Source organism: Corynebacterium mycetoides (assembly GCF_900103625.1).
In the GTDB taxonomy this organism is placed as follows: domain Bacteria; phylum Actinomycetota; class Actinomycetes; order Mycobacteriales; family Mycobacteriaceae; genus Corynebacterium; species Corynebacterium mycetoides.
The window spans coordinates 1,543,178-1,564,357 of record NZ_LT629700.1; the positions used below are offsets into that span (position 1 = coordinate 1,543,178).

The 21,180-nt window shown below is 63.9% G+C and carries 21 protein-coding genes and 2 pseudogenes; 11 read left to right on the forward strand and 12 right to left on the reverse strand.

The features are described 5' to 3' along the window. Window positions 1-72: 72 nt before the first annotated feature. Window positions 73-219, reverse strand: coding sequence for a hypothetical protein (locus tag BLS40_RS11090; protein ID WP_172808012.1), 147 nt, complete (start codon window positions 217-219; stop codon window positions 73-75). A 21-nt stretch (window positions 220-240) separates the two neighbouring features. Between BLS40_RS11090 and BLS40_RS07365 the strand changes: the two genes are divergently transcribed. After that, the gene (locus tag BLS40_RS07365) at window positions 241-1,212 is read left to right on the forward strand and encodes a pseudouridine synthase (protein ID WP_092150722.1); all 972 of its coding nucleotides are present in this window, start codon (window positions 241-243) and stop codon (window positions 1,210-1,212) included. A gap of 373 nt (window positions 1,213-1,585) precedes the next feature. On the opposite strand, the gene BLS40_RS07370 is transcribed toward BLS40_RS07365, so the two are convergent. The 3 genes from BLS40_RS07370 to BLS40_RS07380 all read right to left on the reverse strand — a co-directional run bounded on the left by BLS40_RS07370 (window position 1,586) and on the right by BLS40_RS07380 (window position 3,534). After that, complete coding sequence (locus tag BLS40_RS07370) at window positions 1,586-2,272, reverse strand: IS6 family transposase (protein WP_407922402.1); 687 nt, start codon at window positions 2,270-2,272, stop codon at window positions 1,586-1,588. 27 nt (window positions 2,273-2,299) lie between these two features. Further along, the gene (locus BLS40_RS11095) at window positions 2,300-2,452 is read right to left on the reverse strand and encodes a hypothetical protein (protein WP_172808013.1); all 153 of its coding nucleotides are present in this window, start codon (window positions 2,450-2,452) and stop codon (window positions 2,300-2,302) included. 473 nt (window positions 2,453-2,925) lie between these two features. Next, window positions 2,926-3,534: a YdhK family protein gene (locus BLS40_RS07380; protein WP_092150728.1), complete on the reverse strand. Its 609-nt coding sequence runs from the start codon at window positions 3,532-3,534 to the stop codon at window positions 2,926-2,928. A 370-nt stretch (window positions 3,535-3,904) separates the two neighbouring features. On the opposite strand from BLS40_RS07380, the gene BLS40_RS07385 reads away from it, so the two are divergent. Further along, window positions 3,905-4,315 carry a four-helix bundle copper-binding protein gene (locus BLS40_RS07385; protein WP_040422633.1) on the forward strand — a complete coding sequence of 137 codons (411 nt, stop codon included), beginning with the start codon at window positions 3,905-3,907 and terminating at the stop codon, window positions 4,313-4,315. A 42-nt stretch (window positions 4,316-4,357) separates the two neighbouring features. Here BLS40_RS07385 and BLS40_RS07390 read toward each other — a convergent pair whose 3' ends face one another. From BLS40_RS07390 to BLS40_RS07400, 3 genes are all read right to left on the reverse strand, one after another. Next, the gene (locus BLS40_RS07390; RefSeq protein WP_092150731.1) at window positions 4,358-5,431 is read right to left on the reverse strand and encodes a type II glyceraldehyde-3-phosphate dehydrogenase; all 1,074 of its coding nucleotides are present in this window, start codon (window positions 5,429-5,431) and stop codon (window positions 4,358-4,360) included. An 87-nt stretch (window positions 5,432-5,518) separates the two neighbouring features. Beyond that, the gene (locus BLS40_RS07395) at window positions 5,519-6,181 is read right to left on the reverse strand and encodes a DUF305 domain-containing protein (RefSeq protein WP_092150734.1); all 663 of its coding nucleotides are present in this window, start codon (window positions 6,179-6,181) and stop codon (window positions 5,519-5,521) included. 52 nt (window positions 6,182-6,233) lie between these two features. Then, on the reverse strand, window positions 6,234-8,339 hold the full coding sequence (locus BLS40_RS07400) for a copper-translocating P-type ATPase (RefSeq protein WP_231908417.1): 2,106 nt from the start codon (window positions 8,337-8,339) through the stop codon (window positions 6,234-6,236). On the opposite strand from BLS40_RS07400, the gene BLS40_RS11235 reads away from it, so the two are divergent. Continuing rightward, a complete protein-coding gene (locus tag BLS40_RS11235) occupies window positions 8,265-8,510 on the forward strand; it encodes a hypothetical protein (protein WP_018021432.1) in 246 nt (81 codons plus the stop codon). The two genes, BLS40_RS07400 and BLS40_RS11235, sit on opposite strands and share 75 nt — an antisense overlap. A 6-nt stretch (window positions 8,511-8,516) precedes the next feature. Here the strand turns inward: BLS40_RS11235 and BLS40_RS07405 are convergent, their stop codons facing one another. From BLS40_RS07405 to BLS40_RS07415, 3 genes are all read right to left on the reverse strand, one after another. Continuing rightward, complete coding sequence (locus tag BLS40_RS07405; RefSeq protein WP_092150740.1) at window positions 8,517-8,843, reverse strand: heavy-metal-associated domain-containing protein; 327 nt, start codon at window positions 8,841-8,843, stop codon at window positions 8,517-8,519. Between the two features lie 114 nt (window positions 8,844-8,957). Next, window positions 8,958-10,085 (reverse strand): sensor histidine kinase, encoded by a 1,128-nt coding sequence (locus BLS40_RS07410; RefSeq protein WP_092150743.1) that lies wholly within the window; start codon window positions 10,083-10,085, stop codon window positions 8,958-8,960. After that, window positions 10,082-10,804: a response regulator transcription factor gene (locus BLS40_RS07415; RefSeq protein WP_092150747.1), complete on the reverse strand. Its 723-nt coding sequence runs from the start codon at window positions 10,802-10,804 to the stop codon at window positions 10,082-10,084. The genes BLS40_RS07410 and BLS40_RS07415 overlap by 4 nt, the downstream gene beginning before the upstream one ends. 402 nt (window positions 10,805-11,206) lie before the next feature. Between BLS40_RS07415 and BLS40_RS07420 the strand changes: the two genes are divergently transcribed. The 5 genes and pseudogenes from BLS40_RS07420 to lnt all read left to right on the forward strand — a co-directional run bounded on the left by BLS40_RS07420 (window position 11,207) and on the right by lnt (window position 15,958). Beyond that, the gene (locus tag BLS40_RS07420) at window positions 11,207-11,782 is read left to right on the forward strand and encodes a CueP family metal-binding protein (protein ID WP_092150750.1); all 576 of its coding nucleotides are present in this window, start codon (window positions 11,207-11,209) and stop codon (window positions 11,780-11,782) included. Window positions 11,783-11,853: 71 nt separating this feature from the next. Then, on the forward strand, window positions 11,854-13,362 hold the full coding sequence (locus tag BLS40_RS07425; protein WP_092150753.1) for a multicopper oxidase family protein: 1,509 nt from the start codon (window positions 11,854-11,856) through the stop codon (window positions 13,360-13,362). A gap of 149 nt (window positions 13,363-13,511) precedes the next feature. Then, window positions 13,512-13,844, forward strand: a pseudogene (locus BLS40_RS11100) (TlpA family protein disulfide reductase); the annotation flags it as partial. A 33-nt stretch (window positions 13,845-13,877) separates the two neighbouring features. Then, a pseudogene (ccsA, locus tag BLS40_RS11105) lies at window positions 13,878-14,258 on the forward strand (cytochrome c biogenesis protein CcsA); the annotation flags it as partial. 158 nt (window positions 14,259-14,416) lie between these two features. Beyond that, the gene (gene lnt / locus BLS40_RS07435; protein WP_231908418.1) at window positions 14,417-15,958 is read left to right on the forward strand and encodes an apolipoprotein N-acyltransferase; all 1,542 of its coding nucleotides are present in this window, start codon (window positions 14,417-14,419) and stop codon (window positions 15,956-15,958) included. 230 nt (window positions 15,959-16,188) lie between these two features. Here the strand turns inward: lnt and BLS40_RS07440 are convergent, their stop codons facing one another. Beyond that, complete coding sequence (locus tag BLS40_RS07440) at window positions 16,189-16,941, reverse strand: M23 family metallopeptidase (RefSeq protein WP_092152226.1); 753 nt, start codon at window positions 16,939-16,941, stop codon at window positions 16,189-16,191. Window positions 16,942-17,048: 107 nt separating this feature from the next. On the opposite strand from BLS40_RS07440, the gene BLS40_RS07445 reads away from it, so the two are divergent. After that, complete coding sequence (locus BLS40_RS07445) at window positions 17,049-17,564, forward strand: DUF2269 domain-containing protein (protein ID WP_197672613.1); 516 nt, start codon at window positions 17,049-17,051, stop codon at window positions 17,562-17,564. 357 nt (window positions 17,565-17,921) lie between these two features. Here BLS40_RS07445 and BLS40_RS07450 read toward each other — a convergent pair whose 3' ends face one another. After that, window positions 17,922-18,173 carry a type II toxin-antitoxin system Phd/YefM family antitoxin gene (locus tag BLS40_RS07450; RefSeq protein WP_092150759.1) on the reverse strand — a complete coding sequence of 84 codons (252 nt, stop codon included), beginning with the start codon at window positions 18,171-18,173 and terminating at the stop codon, window positions 17,922-17,924. A 186-nt stretch (window positions 18,174-18,359) separates the two neighbouring features. On the opposite strand from BLS40_RS07450, the gene BLS40_RS07455 reads away from it, so the two are divergent. After that, on the forward strand, window positions 18,360-18,569 hold the full coding sequence (locus BLS40_RS07455; protein ID WP_034997583.1) for a heavy-metal-associated domain-containing protein: 210 nt from the start codon (window positions 18,360-18,362) through the stop codon (window positions 18,567-18,569). Between the two features lie 170 nt (window positions 18,570-18,739). Then, on the forward strand, window positions 18,740-21,076 hold the full coding sequence (locus BLS40_RS07460) for a heavy metal translocating P-type ATPase (RefSeq protein WP_092150762.1): 2,337 nt from the start codon (window positions 18,740-18,742) through the stop codon (window positions 21,074-21,076). The last annotated feature ends 104 nt before the right edge of the window (window positions 21,077-21,180 follow it).

Here is a 21,180-nt window from a genome sequence, read left to right on the forward strand (position 1 = left end):
GATGAGCTCCGGTCCGGGCGCACTCGAACCGAAGTGCTTTCTTAACCCGATTCTAGCGCGGCAACAGGGTTCTTACTTGGGAGTCTCCACCGGATATGCGGCCTCGGCGTTAGCCGGGTACAGGATGCTGTAGAGCATCTGGGCGAAGTCGAAAATGGCCTTGCCGATACCCTCGGAGAAGAACGCGATCACCGGCGCGAGAAGTGCATTGAAATCCATGCGATAAACTTAGCGCACATTATGGCGAGAAAGAACTCATCCAGGAAAGTTCCTCTTCCGCCCCGCGACGGCTTGGGGGCGAGCCGCATCCGCCTGCCCGAGCTCCCAGGCGACGAGACTATCACCGCCTTCGACTTACTCTCGCGGGTGATCAGCGAGCAGCGCCATAGGCACCCCGAGGACGACGAGGCCGCAGTTCTCGCCCGGTTCACCGCCGGCGAGGTCGTGCTTCGCGACGGCTCCCCCATCACGCCCAGCACCCCCCTCACGCCCGGAACCGATGTGTTCTTCTACCGCAGGCCCGCCCCGGAAACACCCGTACCCTACGAGATCGAGGTCATTTACGAAGACGACGGGCTCATGGTGGTGAACAAGCCGCCCTTCCTGGCGACCATGCCGCGGGCAGCGCACATCACCGAATCGGCCACCGTGCGCCTGCGCCGCTCCACCGGCAACGAGGAACTGACGCCCGCCCACCGGCTCGACCGCATGACGTCCGGCCTACTGCTGTTCACCAAGCACGCACGCCTTCGCGGTGCCTATCAGGAGCTATTCGCCCAGCGCAACGTGCTCAAGCGCTACGTGGCGCTCGCGCCCGACGTCGGGCTGGACGCGCCCGCTCGCTGGGAGCACCACATTGAGAAGCACCACGGCGAGGTTGCCTCCGCGATCGTCCCCGACCGCGAGCCGAACGCGCTGACCACCCTCCTCTCAGTTTCGCGTATCGACGCCCCCGAGATCCAACGCGCCCACAACACGTCCTTAGCAATTGCCCAGTACCTCCTGGAGCCCGCTACAGGGCGCACCCACCAGCTGCGCGTGCAAATGAACGCCGCCGGCGCCCCCATCCTCGGCGACCCGATTTACCCCACCGTCCACCCCTTCGGCGAGGAGGACTTCCGCGTGCCCATGCGGCTGGCATCTGTCTACCTCGCCTTCGCCGACCCGCTGGACGGCACTTACCGCGAGTTCCGGGCCCCGGCGTTTTGGTGAGCTTAATGAGGAGCCGGTGACCCTATGCGCGACGCCGGGAAGATCCCTCGCCGGGGACGAACGTCGACACGCGATGAAGGCGACCCCGTAAAGAAGTTTTTGCGCTACATCGAGCCGTGTTTCCAGGTGCCCCAGCGGAGCCCTTGTCGCGGACTACCCGCTGCTGACGGACTTTGGATCATGAGCCGACCTATTCCCCATTTACATTAAAAGTGCCTACTGTGGGTATCAATTCAGGCGTCTCCGAAGGGGAACTAGGTGAGCAGGGTGCTGTTGCAAAGTTGGGGGGAGAGCCGCAAAAACTCAGTTTCTCATTCCCTGATGGCCGCTGCGTGTGGGCGTTCTCAGGCCGTCTCGAAGACCCGGTTGACGATCACCGCGTCCGGGTTCGGTTGCCCGTGAGGTCAAACATCGTGCCTTGCCCTTTCCGCAATGAGTGCATCGCCTCCATCCCTTTCAACGTCCGATATGCAGATGTCCGGTTCTTAAACGCGCCTTTCGGCCCGAGGATCCGCTTCAGCCGACCATGGTCGCCTTCCAGGATGTTGTTGAGGTATTTCACCTGCCGGTGTTCCACTGTTGGCGGGCAGATTCCCTCTGACTTCAACTCGGCGATTGCCCTGGCTAGTGAGGGTGCTTTATCGGTGTTGATCACTCTGGGATACCCGGCTGACGCATTGGATCTGAGGGCCTTGGCCAGGAAACGCTTCGCTGCGGCTACGTTCCGCTTCGGAGAGAGGTAAAAGTCCAGGGTCTGGCCACCGGCGGTGATCCCCCGATAGAGATAGCACCACCTGCCGCCGACCCGGATATAGGTCTCATCCACCCGCCAGGAACTGGCCTGCCAGCCAGGTACCTGCCGGTACCACCGTGTTTGCTTGTCCAGCTCAGGGGCGTGTTTCTGGACCCAGCGGTGAGAATCGTGGTGTGATCGACCGGCACGCCCCGCTGAAGTCATCATTTCCTCCAGATCGCGGTAGCTCACCCCGTAGCGGCAGTACCACCGCACTGCCCACAGAATGATGTCACGGGGGAAATGACGACCGGAGAAGATACCCATGGCTGTGATTATTTCGCGTCGCTCTTCCTACTGCCCCAACTTTGCAACAGCACCGTCGATGGCTCCCCGCACCGCCTCATCGAGGCCAATGCCTTCGAATCCGCCCTGGAACAAGCTGGTCTGGACCCACTCCGCCTTCGCTCCACTGGCGGGGGTCTGGTCCTGCGGTTCGTAGTACACAAGTCGAGTATCACCGACCACAACCCGAGTAACTCTGGGCACGGTACGTAGCTGCTTCGCGAAGATAAGCTCCAACCAATGAGACCAGGTCATCCCCGGTGACGATGACCGGTGCGGGATTTGGTGTGGGGCTCATTTCGCATCCTGATGGCTATGGCCGGTTCACCCGGCAGACAAGCGGGCCACGATGTACCGTCTCTGCCCACTCAGAGGACATCCGCCACGCCGTCTAGAGCGGCCGCCACCAAGGGAACATCCCCGTCACGGGCAGCCACCACCGGTGGGATGCTCCTGACTCGTCCGCGACGTCGTCCGCCAGGGATGGAACGACCACGCCTACCGACTGGCCCGACAGGTGCTCACCCAGGACGAGGACTAACTCGTCCTAGGGCAGAAACCAAAGAGGTAAGCACCCAGGGACCTCAACCAGATGGTGGAGGAGCCCGGGGTGCTGAGGTTGCGGTTGGTGGGTCTTACTCTGCCGGGGCGTTCTCGCTTTCGGTGACCCACTTGTGATTGGTCATGGTCATCCCGTCGACGGTGAGATCAACCATGTAGACCGTCTCATCCGTGGAATAGTCGATGGTGGCCTCCACACCCTTCATTCCCGACATGTGCTCGGCATCCAAGACGACCTCGGACCCCTCCGGCAGGGGGGCCTGGCCCGGATCGACAAGCTCCTCGTGGACCACCCACCGGTGGTCGGTGACCGGGTCCCCGCCGTCGGTGGGGGTGTAGCTGACCGAGTAGGTCGTGGTGTCAAACGCACCGGCGATCGTCGCCTCAGCACCCTCCATGCCCGGCATGTGGTCCGCGGTGAGGACGACCTCGGTGTCCACCGGGTAGGTGGGATTTTCCTCTGCTGCGATCCCTGCCGGGGGTTGCCCACCATCAGCCGGATGGTCATGGCCCTCTGCACCCATCTGATCGTTCATGCCAGTCTCCTCGGAGGACTGTGTGGCCGTCTCCGAGGTGGTGGTGGTCGTGGTCTCGGGGGCATCGGATGCAGTGTCGTCCGTGCAGGCGGCCAGGGCCAGGGAGGAGGTCAGGGCGAGGGCAGCGAGGGCAATGGTGCGCTTCATGATAATGCTTTCTAGGTTTCTTGGTTGGTGCAGGAGCTGAGACTCAGCGAGGGATGGTGCTTCAAGTGCGTCGTGGTTTATCACTCCTCCTGCTCGATAGGTGCCACTGGGTGGAGGCTGTGGGTAGGGCAGCGTCCGGCTCTTGGGAGCCTGTGGCCGACCCACTCGGCGTAGCTACGGCCGAGCATTCGCCACGTCACTTAGGGAGTTTCTAGCGGCTGTTAGCCGCTAGGTGGAGGTTGGGGTTCTTCATGAAATCTTCATGGTCCAGCCCTGGATTCCGGCCAGTCGGGCCTCTAGGGTCGAGGGTGTGGGCCGGTCGGCTCGACCGGCCCGCCTTTCCGGACCGAATTGAGATATGGAGCACGACATGACCCATCACGTACACGCCATGCTGGAGACCCACCCGAAGGACCTAGGCCAGATCGACAAGGACAAACTGGCCGAATGCATCACCGCCTGCTTCGAGTGCGCCCAGACCTGCACCGCCTGCGCGGATGCCTGCCTGGGTGAGGACATGGTCGCGGAGCTGACCACCTGCATCCGCCTCAACCTCGACTGTGCTGACATCTGTACGGCCACCGGCCGGATGCTCTCCCGGCCCACCGACTGGAATGTCACCCTTATCCGCTCCGTCCTGGAGGCTTGTCGTACTGCCTGCCAGGCCTGTGGAGAAGAATGCGCCCGCCACGCTGAGATGCACGAGCACTGCACGGTCTGCGCCGAGGCCTGCCGCCGGTGCGAGCAGGCCTGTACTGAGCTGCTCGCCACCTTGGACTAACCCCGACCCACGACCACGCTCACTGTTTCCGCCATATCTTTCCTATGCAGGGGTTTTCGACCTCCCGGAACATTGTGAAGGTGAGAAAAAGTCCGCGCGCACCCCCAGGGCACGGTCGGTGCGCTGGATGGACTCATCACCGTCTTCCACGGTGCCAGCCAGGGCACGGATTGCGTCGATGTTCTCGGGGACGACGATGGCCTGGTTGTCGACCGTGTACGTCCAGAACAACTCATTGCCCTGCACGGTCAGGATATCTTCCCAGATGGCGACCTCATACATATCGCCCCGTGGCCGGCCTAGATCTCGCATCAATTCGACGGTGCTGTTGACCGCCACGATTCCATCGGAGCGCCGCACGAAAGCGATCCGCGGCATCGCCTTCAACGCTTCGAGAACCTCTTCTGTGTCTGCCGGGCGGGTTAGCTCGATGGTCCAGAAATGCAGGTGGTTGTGGGTGTGCGCTCCCTTGGCCGCCATGGTCACCACATCCAGGTCGGGGACCACCGACTGGGCGTCTGGGCCTTGATGGCTGGGAACACGACCTTCGGGAACTATGGTGTTCATGATCCCCGAGTGGTCGGATTCCCACGGATCGGTGGCCCGGCGGACAAGCACTCCCCGCGCTTTGGACAGCAATCCAGCGTCCTGGAGTGCGATAAGGGTGCGGACAGTGCCGGTGGTGTTGCAGGAAACCACGCGGGTGGTGTCGCGTCCAAGCGTGGAACTGTAGTTGGCGTGGGCAACGAAGGAGTGGCCGGTGAGACTGTGCTTCTCCCCGCCCTGGAACACGGACTTGACTCCATGGGTGCGATAGAGGTCGAGGTTGCCGGCCCCGATGGTGGACGGGGTGCAGTCCACCACGACATCCGCGTTGTCGAGCAGGTCCGGTAGTTTCCCGGCGATGGGATATCCGGCAGCGCTCATCTCTTGGTGGGCTTCTTCGGTGGAGGCATAGACCGGGATGCCCTGCGTGATGGCGGTGGCGACCCGGTAATCGGTGGTGACGTCGCTGACCCCGAGGAGTTCCATGTCCTCCTGGGCTCTCACCGCGTCGGCTACACGTTTACCGATGACACCGTACCCGTTTACTGCAACCTTGATTTTATTCGTCATGCTGATTGTCCTTCCCGGAAATCCTGGTTTGGCCCGATGGCCGTATGGTCGTGTTTCTCATCTGGGGTGGTCGGGGAATGTCCTTGTTCAGAGCTCGTTGAGCATCTGCTCCATCTCGGCGATCTCGGCCTCCTGATCTTCAATGACCTGCTCAGCCAGAGCGATGGCCTGCGGGTTCTGGCCATCAGTGACCTCATCGCGGGCCATATCGACGGCGCCCTCATGGTGGGCGGTCATCTGCTCAAGGTAGAGCCGGGCAGCCTCGGTGCCCTGGGCGTCCTCGAGGGCTGTCATGTCCTCCTCGCTCATCATTCCACTCATCCCGCCATGGTCCATCTCACCCATATCACCGGTGACCGGATCTTCTTCCCAGGTCTCGAGCATGGTATTCATCCGGTCGATCTCCGGGCCCTGGGCATCGATAACACCCTGGGCGAACTCGATGACCTCGGCCGGGATATCGTCCTTGGCCAGGAGGATTTCACTCATCTCCACGGCCTGTTGGTGATGCGGGATCATCATCTGTGCGAACATGATGTCCGCGTCATTGTGCTCGGCGGAGACCTCTCCGGCCGCCCCCGTCTCTGTCTCAGGATCCGTGGTGGCCCCGGTCGTTTCGGTGGTGTTGGGGGCGGGCGTAGTGGCGATGGTCGTGGTGTCGGTGTTTTCTCCCTCAGTGTTATCTGCGCAGGCGGACAAAACCAGGGTGGAGGTCAAGGCGAGAGCGGCGATGGTGATGGTGCGCTTCATGGGGGTTCCCTTTCGGAGGTTGTGTATGGGGGAGTCGATGAAGGATTAAAAGTCAGCGGACGGGGGCTGCAGAGCTCACAGCAGCCTTCTCCTCCTTCCCGTCGGTCGGAGCCAGGTGGGCCGGATCCAGATCAATGCGGCGCAACAGCTGGGCGTTCAGGGCCACCACGATGGTCGAGGCAGACATCAAGATCGCGCCCACGGCCGGGGACAGCACGAACCCGATCGAGGCGAGCACGCCGGCGGCCAGCGGCACGGCGAGGATGTTGTAGCCAGAGGCCCAGATGAGGTTCTGGATCATCTTGCGGTAGCTGGCCTGCGAGAGCTCAATCATCGACAGCACTGCACGCGGGTCATCACTGGCCAGGACCACTCCGGCGGATTCCATGGCCACATCCGTGCCGGCCCCGATGGCGATACCGACCTCCGCGCGGGTCAGAGCGGGGGCGTCGTTGACACCGTCGCCGACCATGGCCACGCTCAGGCCACGCTCCTGTAACTGGGTGACCTTGGAGTCCTTGTCCTGGGGCAGGACCTCGGCGAAGACCTCATCGATCCCCAGGTCCTGGCCAACCGCCTGGGCCACCTGCTGCGCGTCACCGGTGATCATCGCGACCTTCACCCCGCGGTCCTGCAGGGCTTTCACGGCGGCGCGGGATTCGGGGCGGATCTTGTCCTCGACGGCCACCGCACCGATGATCTGACCGTCGCGGACAATATGGAGCACACCGGCCCCACGCCCGGTCCAGGCGCTGGTGGTGTCGGTGAGCTCGGCCGGGGTGGTGAGGTTGAACTCGCGCAGCATGTTCGGCCCGCCCACGAGGATTTCAGCGCCATCGACAGTGGCCCGGACCCCCCGGCCGGAGGCGGCGCTGAAATCAGTTGCACGGATTTGCCGACGGGAGGCCTCGGGATGGGCGGCCGCGGCCGCCACGATGGCGCGGGCCACGGGGTGCTCGCTGTCGGCCTCCGCGGCGGCGGCCAGGGCCAGCAGCTCGCCCTCGGTGACGCCGACAGCTGCCGCGACACCGGTGACCGCGTGCGCACCCTCGGTCAGGGTGCCGGTTTTGTCGAAGAGCACCACGTCGATGGTGCGCATCCGCTCGAGCGCCATCCGGTCCTTGATGAGCACCCCGGATTTCGCGGCCCGCTCGGTGGAGATCGCTATGACCAGCGGAATCGCCAGGCCCAGGGCGTGCGGACAGGCGATGACCAGAACCGTGACCGTGCGCACCACGGCATCGTCCGGGCTGCCGATGATGGTCCACACCACCGCGGTGATCAGAGCGGAGATCAGCGCGAACCAGAACAACAACGCCGCCGCCCGATCCGCCAGGGCCTGGGCCCGGGAGGAGGACTCCTGGGCGTCGGCAACCATGCGTTGGATCCCGGCCAGGGCGGTGTCCCCGCCGGTAGCCTCCACCCGGATGCGGACGGTGTTGTCGGTGGCCACGGTACCGGCGACCACCTTGTCACCGGTGTCGCGGAAGACGGGACGGGATTCGCCGGTGATCATCGCCTCATCGAATTCGGCGGCTCCGTCGAGGATGGTTCCGTCGGCCGGCACCCGGGCACCGGCCCTCACCAGCACGACGTCGTCGACGACCAGCTCGGAGATGGCCACGGTGCGGGTGGTCCCGTCGATGACTTTCTCGGCCTCATCCGGCAGCAGGGCAGCCAGCGCGTCAAGCGCGGAGGACGCGGCCCCGAGAGCACGCATCTCCAGCCAGTGGCCCAGCAGCATGATGGTCACCAGCAGGGACAGCTCCCACCAGAAGTCCAGGTCAAAACCGCCCAGCCCCAGAGTGGTGACCCAGGAGGCGACAAACGCCACGGTGATGGCCATGGCGATCAGGAGCATCATCCCGGGTTGGCGGGATTTCAGTTCTTTCCATCCGCCCTTGAGGAAAGGCGTTCCGCCGTAGACGAAGATGATCGTGCCCAGCACCGGGGGGATCCAGGTGGATCCGGGGAATGCCGGGAGGTGGTAGCCGAGCAGGTGGGCGACCATGGGGCTGAAAATAACGACGGGAATGGACAGAATCAGCGACCACCAGAAGCGGTCCCGAAACATTGCGGTGCTGTGTCCGGCGTGTTCGCCGTGACCATGAACGTGGTGGTCTTCGTCCAGGGCGGAGTGCGGGTGATCGTGGGGCATCGCCTGGCCGTGGGTGTCGGCATCTGCGTGGTGTTCGTGGCTGGCATGATCCGGGTGGTGGGTGTGGTCTGTTTCCGGAGCGGGGTGATCACCATGGTGATCGCCGGAATGGTGGGGAGTGCTCATGACGTTCCTTTCGCTCAACCCGGTCGGGGTCGAGATGATGGGTAAAACTGATCAGGATAAGACGGTGTAGCCGGCCTCCTCAATGGCCCGGCGAACCATCTCCGGAGGTACGACACCGGTCACCGTGACGGTGGAAACACCACCAGCAGCGAGATCAATCTGGACGTCGTCGACCTGGGGGAGGGCCTGAAGGGCCTGGGTCACGCTTTTCGCGCAGTGCCCGCAGGTCAGGCCGGTGACCTGGCAGCTAAGGGAGGCCCCTCCTGCTGACGAGTCGCTGGCGGCAGGGATGGAGGCGGTGTCGGCACGTGAGGCAGGTCCGCAACAGCTGCAGCCGTGGGAGGCCATCGGCAAGAGGCGGGGCGGGGAGGTGATCATGGGAAAGCTCCTACGGGTCGGTGGGATGTGGCGATGCTACTCTCTAGCATATACCCCCCTGGGGTATATTTTCAAGGGGTGGAGGGCACGGCCCTCACGCGGGGCAGGGTGTGGTCACCGAGCAGCCTCCTCACTGTCGGGAGGGGACAGCGGGAGGCGGAGGGCAAACACCGCTCCGCGACCGGGTCCGGGGGAGGTGGCGGTGAGAGTGCCGCCGTGGGCCTCGACCAATGCCTTGGAGATGGTCAGGCCGATACCGGCCCCGCCGTTGTCCCGGCTGCGGGCGGCATCCCCCCGGTAGAAGCGTTCGAAGATGTGTCCGAGCTGGCCAGGTGGGATGCCCTCGCCGTCATCGGCGACGTGGATGAGCGCGGTGGACGCCCCCTGTCGGTGGACGCTGATCCGGACCTGCCCGCCCGCCGGGGTGTGCCGTAGCGCGTTCGACAGGAGATTGCTCATCACCTGGCCGAAGCGTTGCCGGTCCACGAGCACCCGGGCGGTGTCCGTAATGGTCTCGACCTGTAAATCGACGCCTTTGTCAGCATAAGCTTCCCCCGCGGCAGCAGCGGCGGTATGGAGCAGATCCCCGAGCCCTTCCTCCGCCAGGTCCAACTCGATCCGGTGTTCCTGGGCCCGGGAGACATCGTCGATGTCTTCCATCAACCGGGTCAGGCGGGTGAGTTGGTCAGCCATGATCGTGTGGGTGGCATTATTCCAGTCCACGGCCCCGTCCTGGAGACCATCGAGGTAGACCGTGAGCACCGATAAGGGGGTGCCCATTTCGTGGGCCAGATCAGAGAGCATCTGGCGGCGGACCTCTTCGGTGTGTTCCAGCCGGTCGGCCATGGTGTTGAAGGCATGCGCCAGGGTGGTGACCTCGGGGCCTGCTTCTCCGGCGGGCACGCGGATACGATAGTTGCCGGCCGTCAGGCTGGTAGCGGCGCGGGTGAGATCCTGCAGGGGGGTGCGCAGGCGACGCGATAACCACAGGCTGGCCAGCAGGGCGCTGATCAAGGCGGTGGGCAGGGCGACGGCCAGGGTGATCAGGTTGGCGTCCCGGTAGGCCTGCTCGGCATGGAACAGCTCCAGCGAGGGGTCCTCCCGGCCGGCCATCAACATATGATCATGGAACAGGGTCGGGCCCACCATCGTGGCCACGGTCGCGGCCACCAGCAGGCTAATCACCACGACCAACACCTGGGCGGTCAGGAAGCGGAAGGTCAGGCCGGGTCCGTGATTCATGGCTGCCCCACCCGGTAGCCCACGCCACGCACGGTGTCGATAAACCCCCGGCCCCGGGTGTCGGTGCCGAGCTTGCGACGCAAGTTGCCGATGTGGACATCGACGATGCGTTCATCACCGACCCAGGTGGTGTCCCAGACCTCGGTGACCAGGTCGTGGCGGGTCAGCACCTGGCCGGGGCGCAGGGCCAGGGCAACCAGCAGCTCGAACTCCGTGCGGGTGAGCTCCACGGTCGTCTCCCCCACCCGCACCTGATGGGCGACGGGGTCAAGGATGAGGTCACCAACGATCAAAGGGGTGGTCACCTGCGGTGGGGTGGTGCTGGTGCGCGGGCGGCGCAGCACCGCATGCACCCGGGTCACCAGTTCCCGGATGCTAAAAGGTTTGGTGATGTAGTCATCCGCCCCCAGGGTCAAACCGCTGATCTTGTCGTCCTCGCTGCCACGCGCGGTGAGCATGAGGATGTAGCAGTCCGAGAAGGTGCGGATCCGTCGGCACACCTCCAGGCCGTCGAGTTCGGGCAGCCCCAGATCCAGCACCACAACATCGGGGGAAAAGTGACGGGTCTCGTCCACGGCCTGGGTGCCGGTGTGCGCCTGGCGGGTATCGAAGCCGGCCCGGATGAGGTAGGAGGCCACCATCTGAGCCAGGGGTTGTTCATCATCGACGACCAGCACCCGCCCCGGGGGCGTGGCGGTGGTCGGTGTGCGGTCAGCCATAGACCCCAGTATCGCTCCGGCCAGGGGAATACCACCCTCGCTCAGTGCCCGGCGGGGAAAACTTCATCAAATCTTCAAACATCACCCTTCGACCGCCGTCACCCCTGTGCCCCACCCCGGGCCGGCGACATCGCCTCCCCTGGTCGGTTCAGCAGGCGCCACCAGGGATTTCACTGCCTGCACCGCATACCCGGGGCGGGTGGAAGGACATCGCCCACGGCTGTGGGGTGGTGTTCCGGTGGTGACCCAGCCCACCGAATTCACCCCCTTTTCGCCCTGTTATAAGACTGTGAGCAGGGTTTTTGGATTCTAGTCCGTCAGGTACCCGTGCTAGATAAAGGTATGGCATCGACCTTGAGGCGGTGTCTTCTCACGGTCTTACCACGATCCAAGGAGATTGACGTGAAACGAGCAGCGATCGCAGCCGCCGCCCTTGCCCTCGCCCTCACGGGGTGTTCAGCCGCCGACCCGGAACCCACCGCCGACGGGACGGAGTCCCAGGACACATTCCTGACTACCCATGGCCTGGCCGCCATGGACGCGGTGGAGATCATTGATCACCTCGACCGGCAGAAGGTCACTGAGCGTCCCACGGATCTGATCGCCTCAGTGCGTGCCGATGAACTGCTGCTCTCGAGCGATGACCAGGAAGTCGTGGTCGATCTTCCCGACAATCAGACGTATGTCTCGATCGCACCCTACCTCACCTCCACCCACGACTGCTTCTACCACAGCCTTACGACCTGCCTGGGGGAACTCGACAATGAGGATATCCAGGTCACGATCACCGATGAGGCGACCGGTGAGGTGCTGGTGGACGAGGCGACAACCACCTTCGACAACGGGTTTATTGGCTTCTGGCTTCCCGATGATGCCACCGGCCTGATTGAGGTCAGCTACCAGGGGCGTACCGGCACCACGGAGTTTTCCACCACCGACGACGGTGCCACCTGTGTCACAGACCTGCGCCTGACGTGATGGCTCAGCAGGGTCCTCACCTGCGCCTGTCTCCCGTGTCACTGAAATCTTGCACCAAGGAAGGTTAAATCATGACGAACGCGTTTTCCCGACGACAGTTTCTGCTCGGCGGGCTCGTCCTCGCCGGCACCGGGGCCGTGGCCGCCTGCACCAGCGACCCTGGACCCGCTGCCTCTGCACCAGGTCCCTCCCTTCGCCCCACTCCCACCCCCACTGCGCTCGGTGAGCCGACGGTGCGCCGGACACTGACCGCCCGGCCCCTCTCCCTGGATATCGGCGGCATCGAAGCCAAGACGTGGGGATACGTCTCTGACACCGGGGATACGGCCATTGAGGCCACCGCCGGCGACGTCCTCCAGGTCGATATCACCAATGAACTGCCTGAGAGCACCTCCGTCCACTGGCATGGCATCGCGCTCCACAACGCAGCCGACGGTGTGCCCGGCATGACCCAGGACCCCATTGAACCTGGCGAGTCTTTCTCCTATGTTTTTGAAGTCCCCCACGGTGGCACCTACTTCTACCATTCTCACACCGGCCTACAACTCGACCGGGGTCTGCACGCCCCTCTGATCGTCCGTGACCCGCAAGACGCTGAGGACCAGGACGTCGAGTGGACCATCGTGCTCGACGACTGGCTGGACGGCATCGACGGCAGCAGTCCCGAAGATCAGCTGACCATGTTGACGGGGATGGACATGGGCGGACACGGAAACATGGACATGGGTGGCCACGGCGGGATGGATATGGGTGGTGAGGGGGGCATGATGGCCCACGGCACGCCCGATCTGGCTCTGGGCGGGGATGCCGGCGATGTGATGTATCCGCACTACCTCATCAACGGACGCATTCCCCGGGCGCACCGAACGTTTAATGCCCGACCGGGGGATAAAGCCCGCCTGAGGTTCATCAACTCCGGCGCTGACACCATCTTCAAGGTGGCTCTCGGTGGCCACCGTATGACCGTCACCCACGTCGACGGTTTCCCGGTCCGTCCCCACGACATCGAGTCGTTCTACCTCTCGATGGGTGAACGCGTCGACGTGGAGGTGGTACTCGGTGATGGTGTCTTTCCCCTGACCGCCCTGGCCGCCGGCAAGGACGACCGGGCGTTTGCCGTCATCCGGACCGCCGCGGGCCAGACCCCCGCACCAGAGACTACCTTCCCTGAACTCACTGCCCCCGGTACCTTCTTGACGTCCTTTGAGCCGGCGGAACTAGCCCTGCTCCCGGCCGGTGACGTGGATAAGGAAACAGCGGTCGAATTAACCGGCCAGATGTTGCCCTACCAGTGGGGACTGCGCATCGACGGTGCTGATTCCCCGGGCACAGTCCAAGAAGGCCAACGCCTGCGGATGCGGATGCACAACCCCACGGCCATGCCCCATCCGATGCACCTGCACGGGCATACCTGGGCTCTTCCCGGAAGTAGCGGCCTGCGCAAGGACACTGTCCTCATTCTCCCCGGCAAAACGGTGAACGCGGACTTGATCGCCGACAACCCCGGTGAGTGGGCGTTTCACTGCCACAACGCTTATCACCAGGAAACCGGGATGATGAGTTCCCTGCGGTACGCCTAACCCCACAGCATGGTCGGTCGCTGGGGTGAGCTGGGTCGCTGCAGACCACCCACCGGGCAGCACGATGACCTTCCTCGGTGTTGTGGTCTTCCGGGACAACCAGAACACCGTCTTCTTCCCCACCGCCCCGGAACAAGGAGATCTAATCCATGCCGAGCACACCCCGCAGAGCCGCCATCGCGGTTGCCGCGGTGCTCAGCGCCGTGACCCTGACGGCCTGTTCCTCAGGCGACGGCGCCCGAAACGCCGTCGCCGTCGGGTGCACCTTCCAGTTCCACTCACCAGGAGGCCAAACCGAGATTATCTACGCAAAGGAGGAACGTGCCCCGCTGCCGGACTTCTCCGGCCCGTCGCTGATGGAGGAGGGTGAGGAGATCAGCCTGTCTGATTTTGAAGGCGAGGTCGTCGTCCTCAACGCTTGGGGCCAGTGGTGTGCACCGTGTCGGGCGGAAGTCGATGACCTGCAGCTTGTCCACGCAGATCATGGAGATGTACTCGTACATATTTCCCAGCGGCTGCGTATCTGGCAGCCGAAGGGTGCGGAGCGTGGCTTCTTCGGTGCTGTGGCCAAGCCGCTGCCGAGTGCGAAAAAGCTTGACGCCCTGGCCTACAAGTCCGCCATCATTACGTTGCCCGTGCTGGGGTTGGGCATTGTTCTGGGTGCGATCTGGGCGGAGGCCTCGTGGGGCCGGTTTTGAGGATGGGATCCGAAGGAGACCGCATCCTTTATCTCCTGGGTGCTCTATGTCGCCTACCTGCATGCCCGTGCCACGGCCGGGTGGCGCGATCACAAGGCCGCGTGGATCAATATCCTGCCCCCGGCCACGATAATCTTCAACCTGTTTTTCATCAACCTGGTCGTCTCCGGCCTGCACTCCTACGCCGGCCTGAACTAAATCCGGATTCGTCAACGCTTTGCCGGACACCCCCAGATCCACTGGGAAAGTACTGAAAGTTGCTGTCACATGACTCGAAGGATTGGGCATATATTCACAACTGAGCAGCAGCCCGAAGAAGGCCGTGATCTCCGGTGAAGGCTAGTACTGCAGCAGACGTGACAGTCTCACGTCTTTCCCGGGGGATAGCCGGCGATAACTGGCGCAGATTGGCCGGTCCCACCGCGCTCATGATGGGAGCTGCGGTGGTCTGGTGGCTGGCGCTGCCGCCATGCGGTTGGTGGGTGCTGTTCCCGGTGGGCGTGACTATGTTCATGCTGGCTTTGGCAGGTCAACCACTGCGTAACCGTTTGTGGCTCGGTGGGTTGGGCGGGGTGGCGCACTACGCTCTTGCTCTGCGCTGGCTCACCGACTTCAACACTGCCGGATACGCTGCTGTTGTTGCCGTTCAGGCGCTACTGTTAATGCTGGTTGCCGCGGTATCGCCTAACGAGGCGGCTTTTCGCAGCCGCTGGTCGGGCTGGTGGATGCTCACCCCTGCTGCCTTGGTGTTATTGGAGGCTGTGCAGCACCGGTTCCCGTTCGGCGGTTTCCCGCTGTCCGCTTTCGGATACAGCCAGACCGATGGTCCTTTCATGACGGCAGCGCCCCTGGGTGGGACTCTCCTGGTGACCGCGTTGGCCGCAGTTCCGGGGGCCGTTGTTACCGCTGTCATATTCGGGCCGAGACGAGCCCGTGCAGCATCCGTGGTCGCAGTGGTCGTGGTACTCGCGGTACCGGCGTTCGCGCCAACGATCGTAGATGATACGGCAGAAGGCAGCCTTGACGTCGTGCTCGTGCAGGGTGGAGGCCCCCGCGGGCTTCGCGCGGTCAATACCGATCCGTTTGATACGACCCGCCGGCACCTACAGGCTGCCGAAGATATCACCGGGGACCCTGATCTGGTTCTGCTGCCCGAAAACGTCGTCAATATCGACGGCTCAATCGACGGGACGCGCGTTGATGCAGCTTTCGCTGAACTGGCCAGGCAACTCGACACGAACATCGTCGTCGGAATTACCGAATCCGAGGATCAACATTTCCGGAACGCATCCATAGTGTGGGGACCGGACGGGACCCGGTTAGGACGCTATGAGAAGCATCATCGTGTGCCGTTCGGCGAGTACATCCCTATGCGCAATCTGATTGAACGACTCAGCGAGGACGCACGGTTCATCCCCCGCGACGCCATTGCCGGAGAGGGACCGGCGGTGCTCGATCCCAGCGGGACACCACGATTGGGGATCGTCATTTCTTATGAGGTCTTCTTCGCCGACCGGGTCGCCGATGCCGTTCGCAATGGTGGGCAGCTACTCCTCGCACCGACCAACGCCGCGTCTTTTGTGACCGAGGAAGTACCTGCAATTGAAGTGGCCGCATCCCGGATGCGTGCCCGCGAGTTTGGCCGCACCGTTCTCCAGGCTGCCCCCACCGGATACTCCGCAGTTATCCAGCCCGACGGCACAGTCTCACAACTCAGTGGCCTGGGCACGAACGAACTGCTGACGGCAACCGTTCCCCTTCATACTGGTTTGACGCCGTATGCGCGCATGGGGGATACGCCCCTGTTGGTTCTCGCGATGCTGGCTCTTGCATGGCCTGCGGTTACCGGCCTCGTCAGCTGGCGCAGGAGAAGGCAGGTTACGGAAGTATCCCACTAAACGTGGATTACGGCACCTGCTCCTCGTTGGCGGGACGCTCGCCGCCCCCATATATGACGAGCACGGACTGCTTCCCCTGTGCCCCGGTCTGCCCTGCCTGGAGAAGCTATCAAGTCCGGGCTGTGTCGGCGATGAGTGAGAAGCGTCTCTGCGGTCTGAGGCGGGTGCCTCACGCCCAGTCACTGCCGCCGGTTCCGGTGTCGGGGCCGGTCCTGGTGAGTGCGGGAAGGTTAGAAGGTGACGCCGTGCTCGGCGAGCCAGGGCAACGGGTCGACCGCCCCGCTGCCAGTCGGGTAAAGCTCGAAGTGCAGGTGAGAGCCGGTGGAAAACCCCCGGTTGCCCATGCCAGCGATCCTCTGACCAGCGGTGACGCGTTCCCCAACGGTCACGTCGAGAGTCTCCATATGACCGTAGACGGCAATCGAGCCATCATCGTGCTGGATGCGGATCCACTGCCCGAAACCGGAGGCCGGGCTGGAGTCGATGACAGTGCCGCCCATCGCCGCGAGGATCGGGGTACCCACGACGTTGGCGATGTCGATACCCGCGTGGAGGGTTCCCCAGCGCACGCCGGAACCGGAGGTGAAGGTGCCTTCAGCGGGCTTGACCACCGAGGGCGCGCGGGCAGCGCGCTCGTTCTCGGCCCGCTCGGCGTTGTACTGGATGGCCTTGTCCAGCTGCTCGTCGATGTTGGCGACCGGCTTGAATTCGGAGATCGCGAGAATCTGCGGTGCGGCCTGCGTCCCACTCGAGGACAGGGCCGTGTCGTTGGTGGCCAAATCCACCTCGACGGTGGCAGCCTCCGGGGAGACCGGAGCCTCGACCTCGGCCGGGGCTTGCAAGGTGGCGGCCGTGGCGCCACCGACGCCGGCGGATGAGACCGTGCCGGCGGCTACAGCCACGAGGGCGAGACGCCCCTTGGTCTGCGAGGTGGTGATCGTGCGGTGTTTTCCTCCGGATGACCGCGAAGCCTTCAGGCGCATGACTCGGTCGTGCTGGTACTGGTGTTTGGAGACGGCAACCATGGGCCCAGTCGCCATGGGTTGGGGATGCCGGCCGAGGGGGCGTTCCTGGTCCAGGAGCACCTCTAATGGCGAGAGTGATGACCCCACGAATACGCAAGGCCGCGCTGGTGGCACATGTGGTCTGCTCGGTCGGCTGGCTCGGGATGGTGCTCGCCTTTATCGCGATGGCGGTCATGGGGATAGTGAGCGCGGATGAGATGGCGGTCCGGGGGACGTATCGGGTGATGGAGCAGGTGGCGTGGTGGGCGCTCGTTCCCCTGGCGGTGGCCTCGCTGGTGACCGGAGTCCTTCAATCCCTGGGGACGAAGTGGGGATTGTTCCGACACTACTGGGTGGTGTTCAAGCTGGGGCTCACTGTGGTGGCGACAGGTGTGTTGGTGCTGTACATGCGGACCTTCGAGTATCTTGCCCGGGTGGCGGCAGACCCGGGCGTGGGGCTGGAGGCCGTGCGGAATTTCTCCCCGGTCCTCCACTCCGTGGCAGCAGCCTTGGTATTGCTGGTGGCTACGGTACTGGCGGTGTACAAGCCGCGGGGTCTGACCCGATACGGGCAACGAAAAAAGGCCCCGCTAGCAGCCTGATGTAGCGTGTCTCAGCTGTCCATTCCTTATTTGTTCAGATTCGGCAGTCATGCGTCATGCGCAGGAACGCCAGGGACCGGCCTCATCCCACTCAACGATGCGAGTATGAGTGCCTGTCTTCCTTGGAACCGAGACGCTGATCAGCTCACCGTCATTGACGGCCGTGGACTACCCAGCTACAGCACTCCCCGTCGCCGCCCCGCAACTTTTCCACTCCGCCGAGACGGCGGAACGTGGGCCAGGGCGTCGATGGCGGTGGCAATCACTGCTGCCATTGCCGGGCCAGCGTGCGAAGGGCTGTCGCAGTTGAAAGCTTATCGATGATCAAATACCGCGGCACAGGTATGGACAGGCAGGTCAGTCCAGTTCGAGGTCGGACGTGAACTCCTCGTGGGAGACACCGCCCGCCTCCTGGCGGGCCGCCGCTGCGGCACGGATATCCTCGCCATCCTCCAGCGCCCGAACCGCCCGGTCGTAGAAGTCCGGGGAGACCACCACCGCCCGGCGGCGGGGCCCGCGACTGAGGAAGGTGACCGGCTCACGTTGGGCGGCATCAAGATAGCGGCTTTGTTCGCTGCGGAACTGACTGAGGGTGACCGTGATGCCCATACCCTTTAACGTACATTTTGCACAAGAAGTGCAGCAACGATCGCGGCCGTTCCGGAAGTCCTGCCCGCCGAACGGGACGCTTAGGGGCAGACACCTCCTTGACTGATACCCCCCATGGGTATAGGTTGAAGGTTGTTGGGGCATCTCCACTCTTGCCCTTCAGGACATCAAGGAAAGGATCATCTGATGAGCGCCGTAACAAAGAAGTACATCATCGAAGGCATGACCTGCGGACACTGCAAGTCCTCCGTGGAGGAGGAGATCGGCGAGGTCGCCGGTGTGACCATGGTGGAGGCCACCGTGGATACCGGGCAGGTGACCGTCACGGGTGAAAACTTCACCGACGACGATGTTGTCGCCGCTGTCACGACAGCCGGCTACACCGTCAAGCCCTAATCCCTGGGCCCGGTCCCCACCTCGGGTAGACACGGCCGGGCCAACCCTGCTGGATATGCCCATCAGGCCCAGCCATGCCGGTTCGATATCCCCGACGGTGCATCTGTGGGCGGGCCTTTTGGGACCTCGGAGATGCACCTCACCACTGTTTGCTGAAGGACTGATCACTGATGATTCAGACACAACCGTCGGTTGACCTACTCCAGGTCGATCTGGGCGTCACCGGCATGACCTGTACGTCGTGCTCAGGGCGGGTGGAGCGCAAGCTCAACAAGCTCGATGGCGTGGAGGCCACCGTCAACTTCGCCACCGAATCCGCCTCCGTCAGTTACGACCCCACCAAAGTCGACGCCGATCGGCTGATCGAAACCGTGCGGGGTGCCGGGTACGACGCGTTTACCATGGGGGATCAACACGCCTCCGCCGTGGACAGCGGCCCGGAGGAGGACACCGAGGTGGTCGGTGACCGCCACGAACAGGCCCGCGAGGCCGAGGCCACAGACCTGAAGTCGCGTCTGATCGGGTCGACGATCCTCTCCGTTCCGGTGGTCGCGATCTCGATGATCCCGTCCCTGCAGTTCATGAATTGGCAGTGGGCCCTGCTCGTCATGTCCACCCTGATCTACTTCTACGGTGGCGCCCCGTTCCACCGGGCGACCTTAACCAACCTGCGTCACCGCTCGACCACGATGGACACGCTCGTGTCTCTGGGCACTACCGCTGCGTATTTGTGGTCGCTGTGGGCCTTGTTTTTCGGCAACGCCGGGCACCCCGGCATGGTCATGGAGATGAGCCTGCTGCCCCGCCATGACGGCATGGACCACATCTACCTCGAGACCATCGCCGTAGTCATCACCTTCCTGTTGCTCGGCCGGTGGTTTGAGGTCCGCGCCAAGGGCCAGTCCTCCGCGGCGCTGAAGTCCCTGCTGGACATGGGTGCGAAAGACGCCGCGGTGATCCGCGACGGTGAGGAAGTCCGCGTCCCGGTCTCCCAGCTGACAGTCGGTGACGTCTTCGTCGTCCGCCCGGGTGAGAAGATCGCCACCGACGGTCGTGTCATCGAGGGCACCTCGGCCATCGACGAGTCGATGCTGACCGGCGAGTCCGTTCCCGTCGAGGCCGCCCCCGGCACCCCGGTCACGGGCGCGACGATCAACACCTCCGGTCGACTGCTGGTCGAAGTCACCCGCACAGGTTCGGAGACCACGCTGTCCCAGATGGCCAAGCTGGTCACTGACGCCCAGGCGAAAAAAGCCCCGGTCCAGCGCCTGGTGGATAAGATTTCCTCGGTCTTCGTCCCGACGGTCATTGTCGTCTCCATCATCACCCTGATCGTCCACCTCGCCCTCGGCAGCGGGGCGAACTGGGCCTTTTCCGCCGCAGTCGCGGTGCTGATCATCGCTTGCCCATGCGCCCTGGGACTGGCCACCCCGACCGCCCTGCTGGTGGGCACCTCCCGGGGCGCGCAGCTGGGCTTGTTGATCAAGGGCCCGGAGGTCCTCGAATCCACCCGCCAGGTCGACACCATCGTCATGGACAAGACCGGCACCGTCACCTCCGGGGTCATGTCGGTCACCGGCGTCCACGCCGCCGACGGCTACACCAACAACGAGGTCCTCGCCTTGTCGGCGGCCGTCGAAGCAGGCTCCGAGCACCCCATCGCCAAGGCGATTGTCACCGAGGCCGAGCGCTCCGGGAACATCCAGGAGGCCACCGACTTCGACAGCACCGCCGGCCGGGGCGTCACGGCCACCGTCAAGGGTCACGTCGTCACCGTCGGCCGTCCCGCCGGCCAGCTGCCCCGTGACCTCACGACCGCCTTCGACCACGCACAGTCGCAGGGCGCGACCCCGGTGGCCGTCTACGTCGATGACCAGCCCGCCGGTGTGGTCGTGGTGCGCGATGCCATCAAAGACTCCTCAGCGGAAGCGGTCGCCCAGTTCCGCAGGCTGGGGTTGAGTCCGTACCTGCTCACCGGCGATAACGCGAAGGCCGGGGCCGCCGTCGCCCAAGAGGTGGGCATCGATGCGGCCAACGTGAGTGCCGAGGTCATGCCGCAGGACAAGGTCGCGGTCATCGAGAAGCTGCAACATGAGGGCAAGAAGGTCGCCATGGTCGGCGACGGCGTCAATGACGCGGCCGCCCTGGCCCAGGCCGATCTGGGTCTGGCCATGGGGGCGGGCACGGATGTGGCCATCGAGGCCTCCGATATCACCTTAATGAACAACGACCTGCGCTCCGCGGGCGATGCCATCCGTCTGTCACGTCGCACGCTGGGCACCATCAAGGGCAACCTGTTCTGGGCGTTCGCCTACAACGTCGTGCTGATCCCGGTCGCCGCGATCGGTTTCCTCAATCCGGGGTTGGCGGGCATTGCGATGGGCTTCTCCTCGGTGTTCGTGGTCTCCAACTCCCTTACGCTGCGTAGATTCAAGCCCTCCCACGACAACACCAGTTCCTCACCGCAGCCCGCTCGCCCCTCCGTGCGGCAGCCGGTCACCGCCTAATCCGCATCCTTTTCTAGCGATAAGGAACCCCGTGTCCTCCTCCTGCGGCTGAGTCCCTCCAATAACACTCAGACCTCCGTCCCCAAGTACCTGCTCCTTACCTC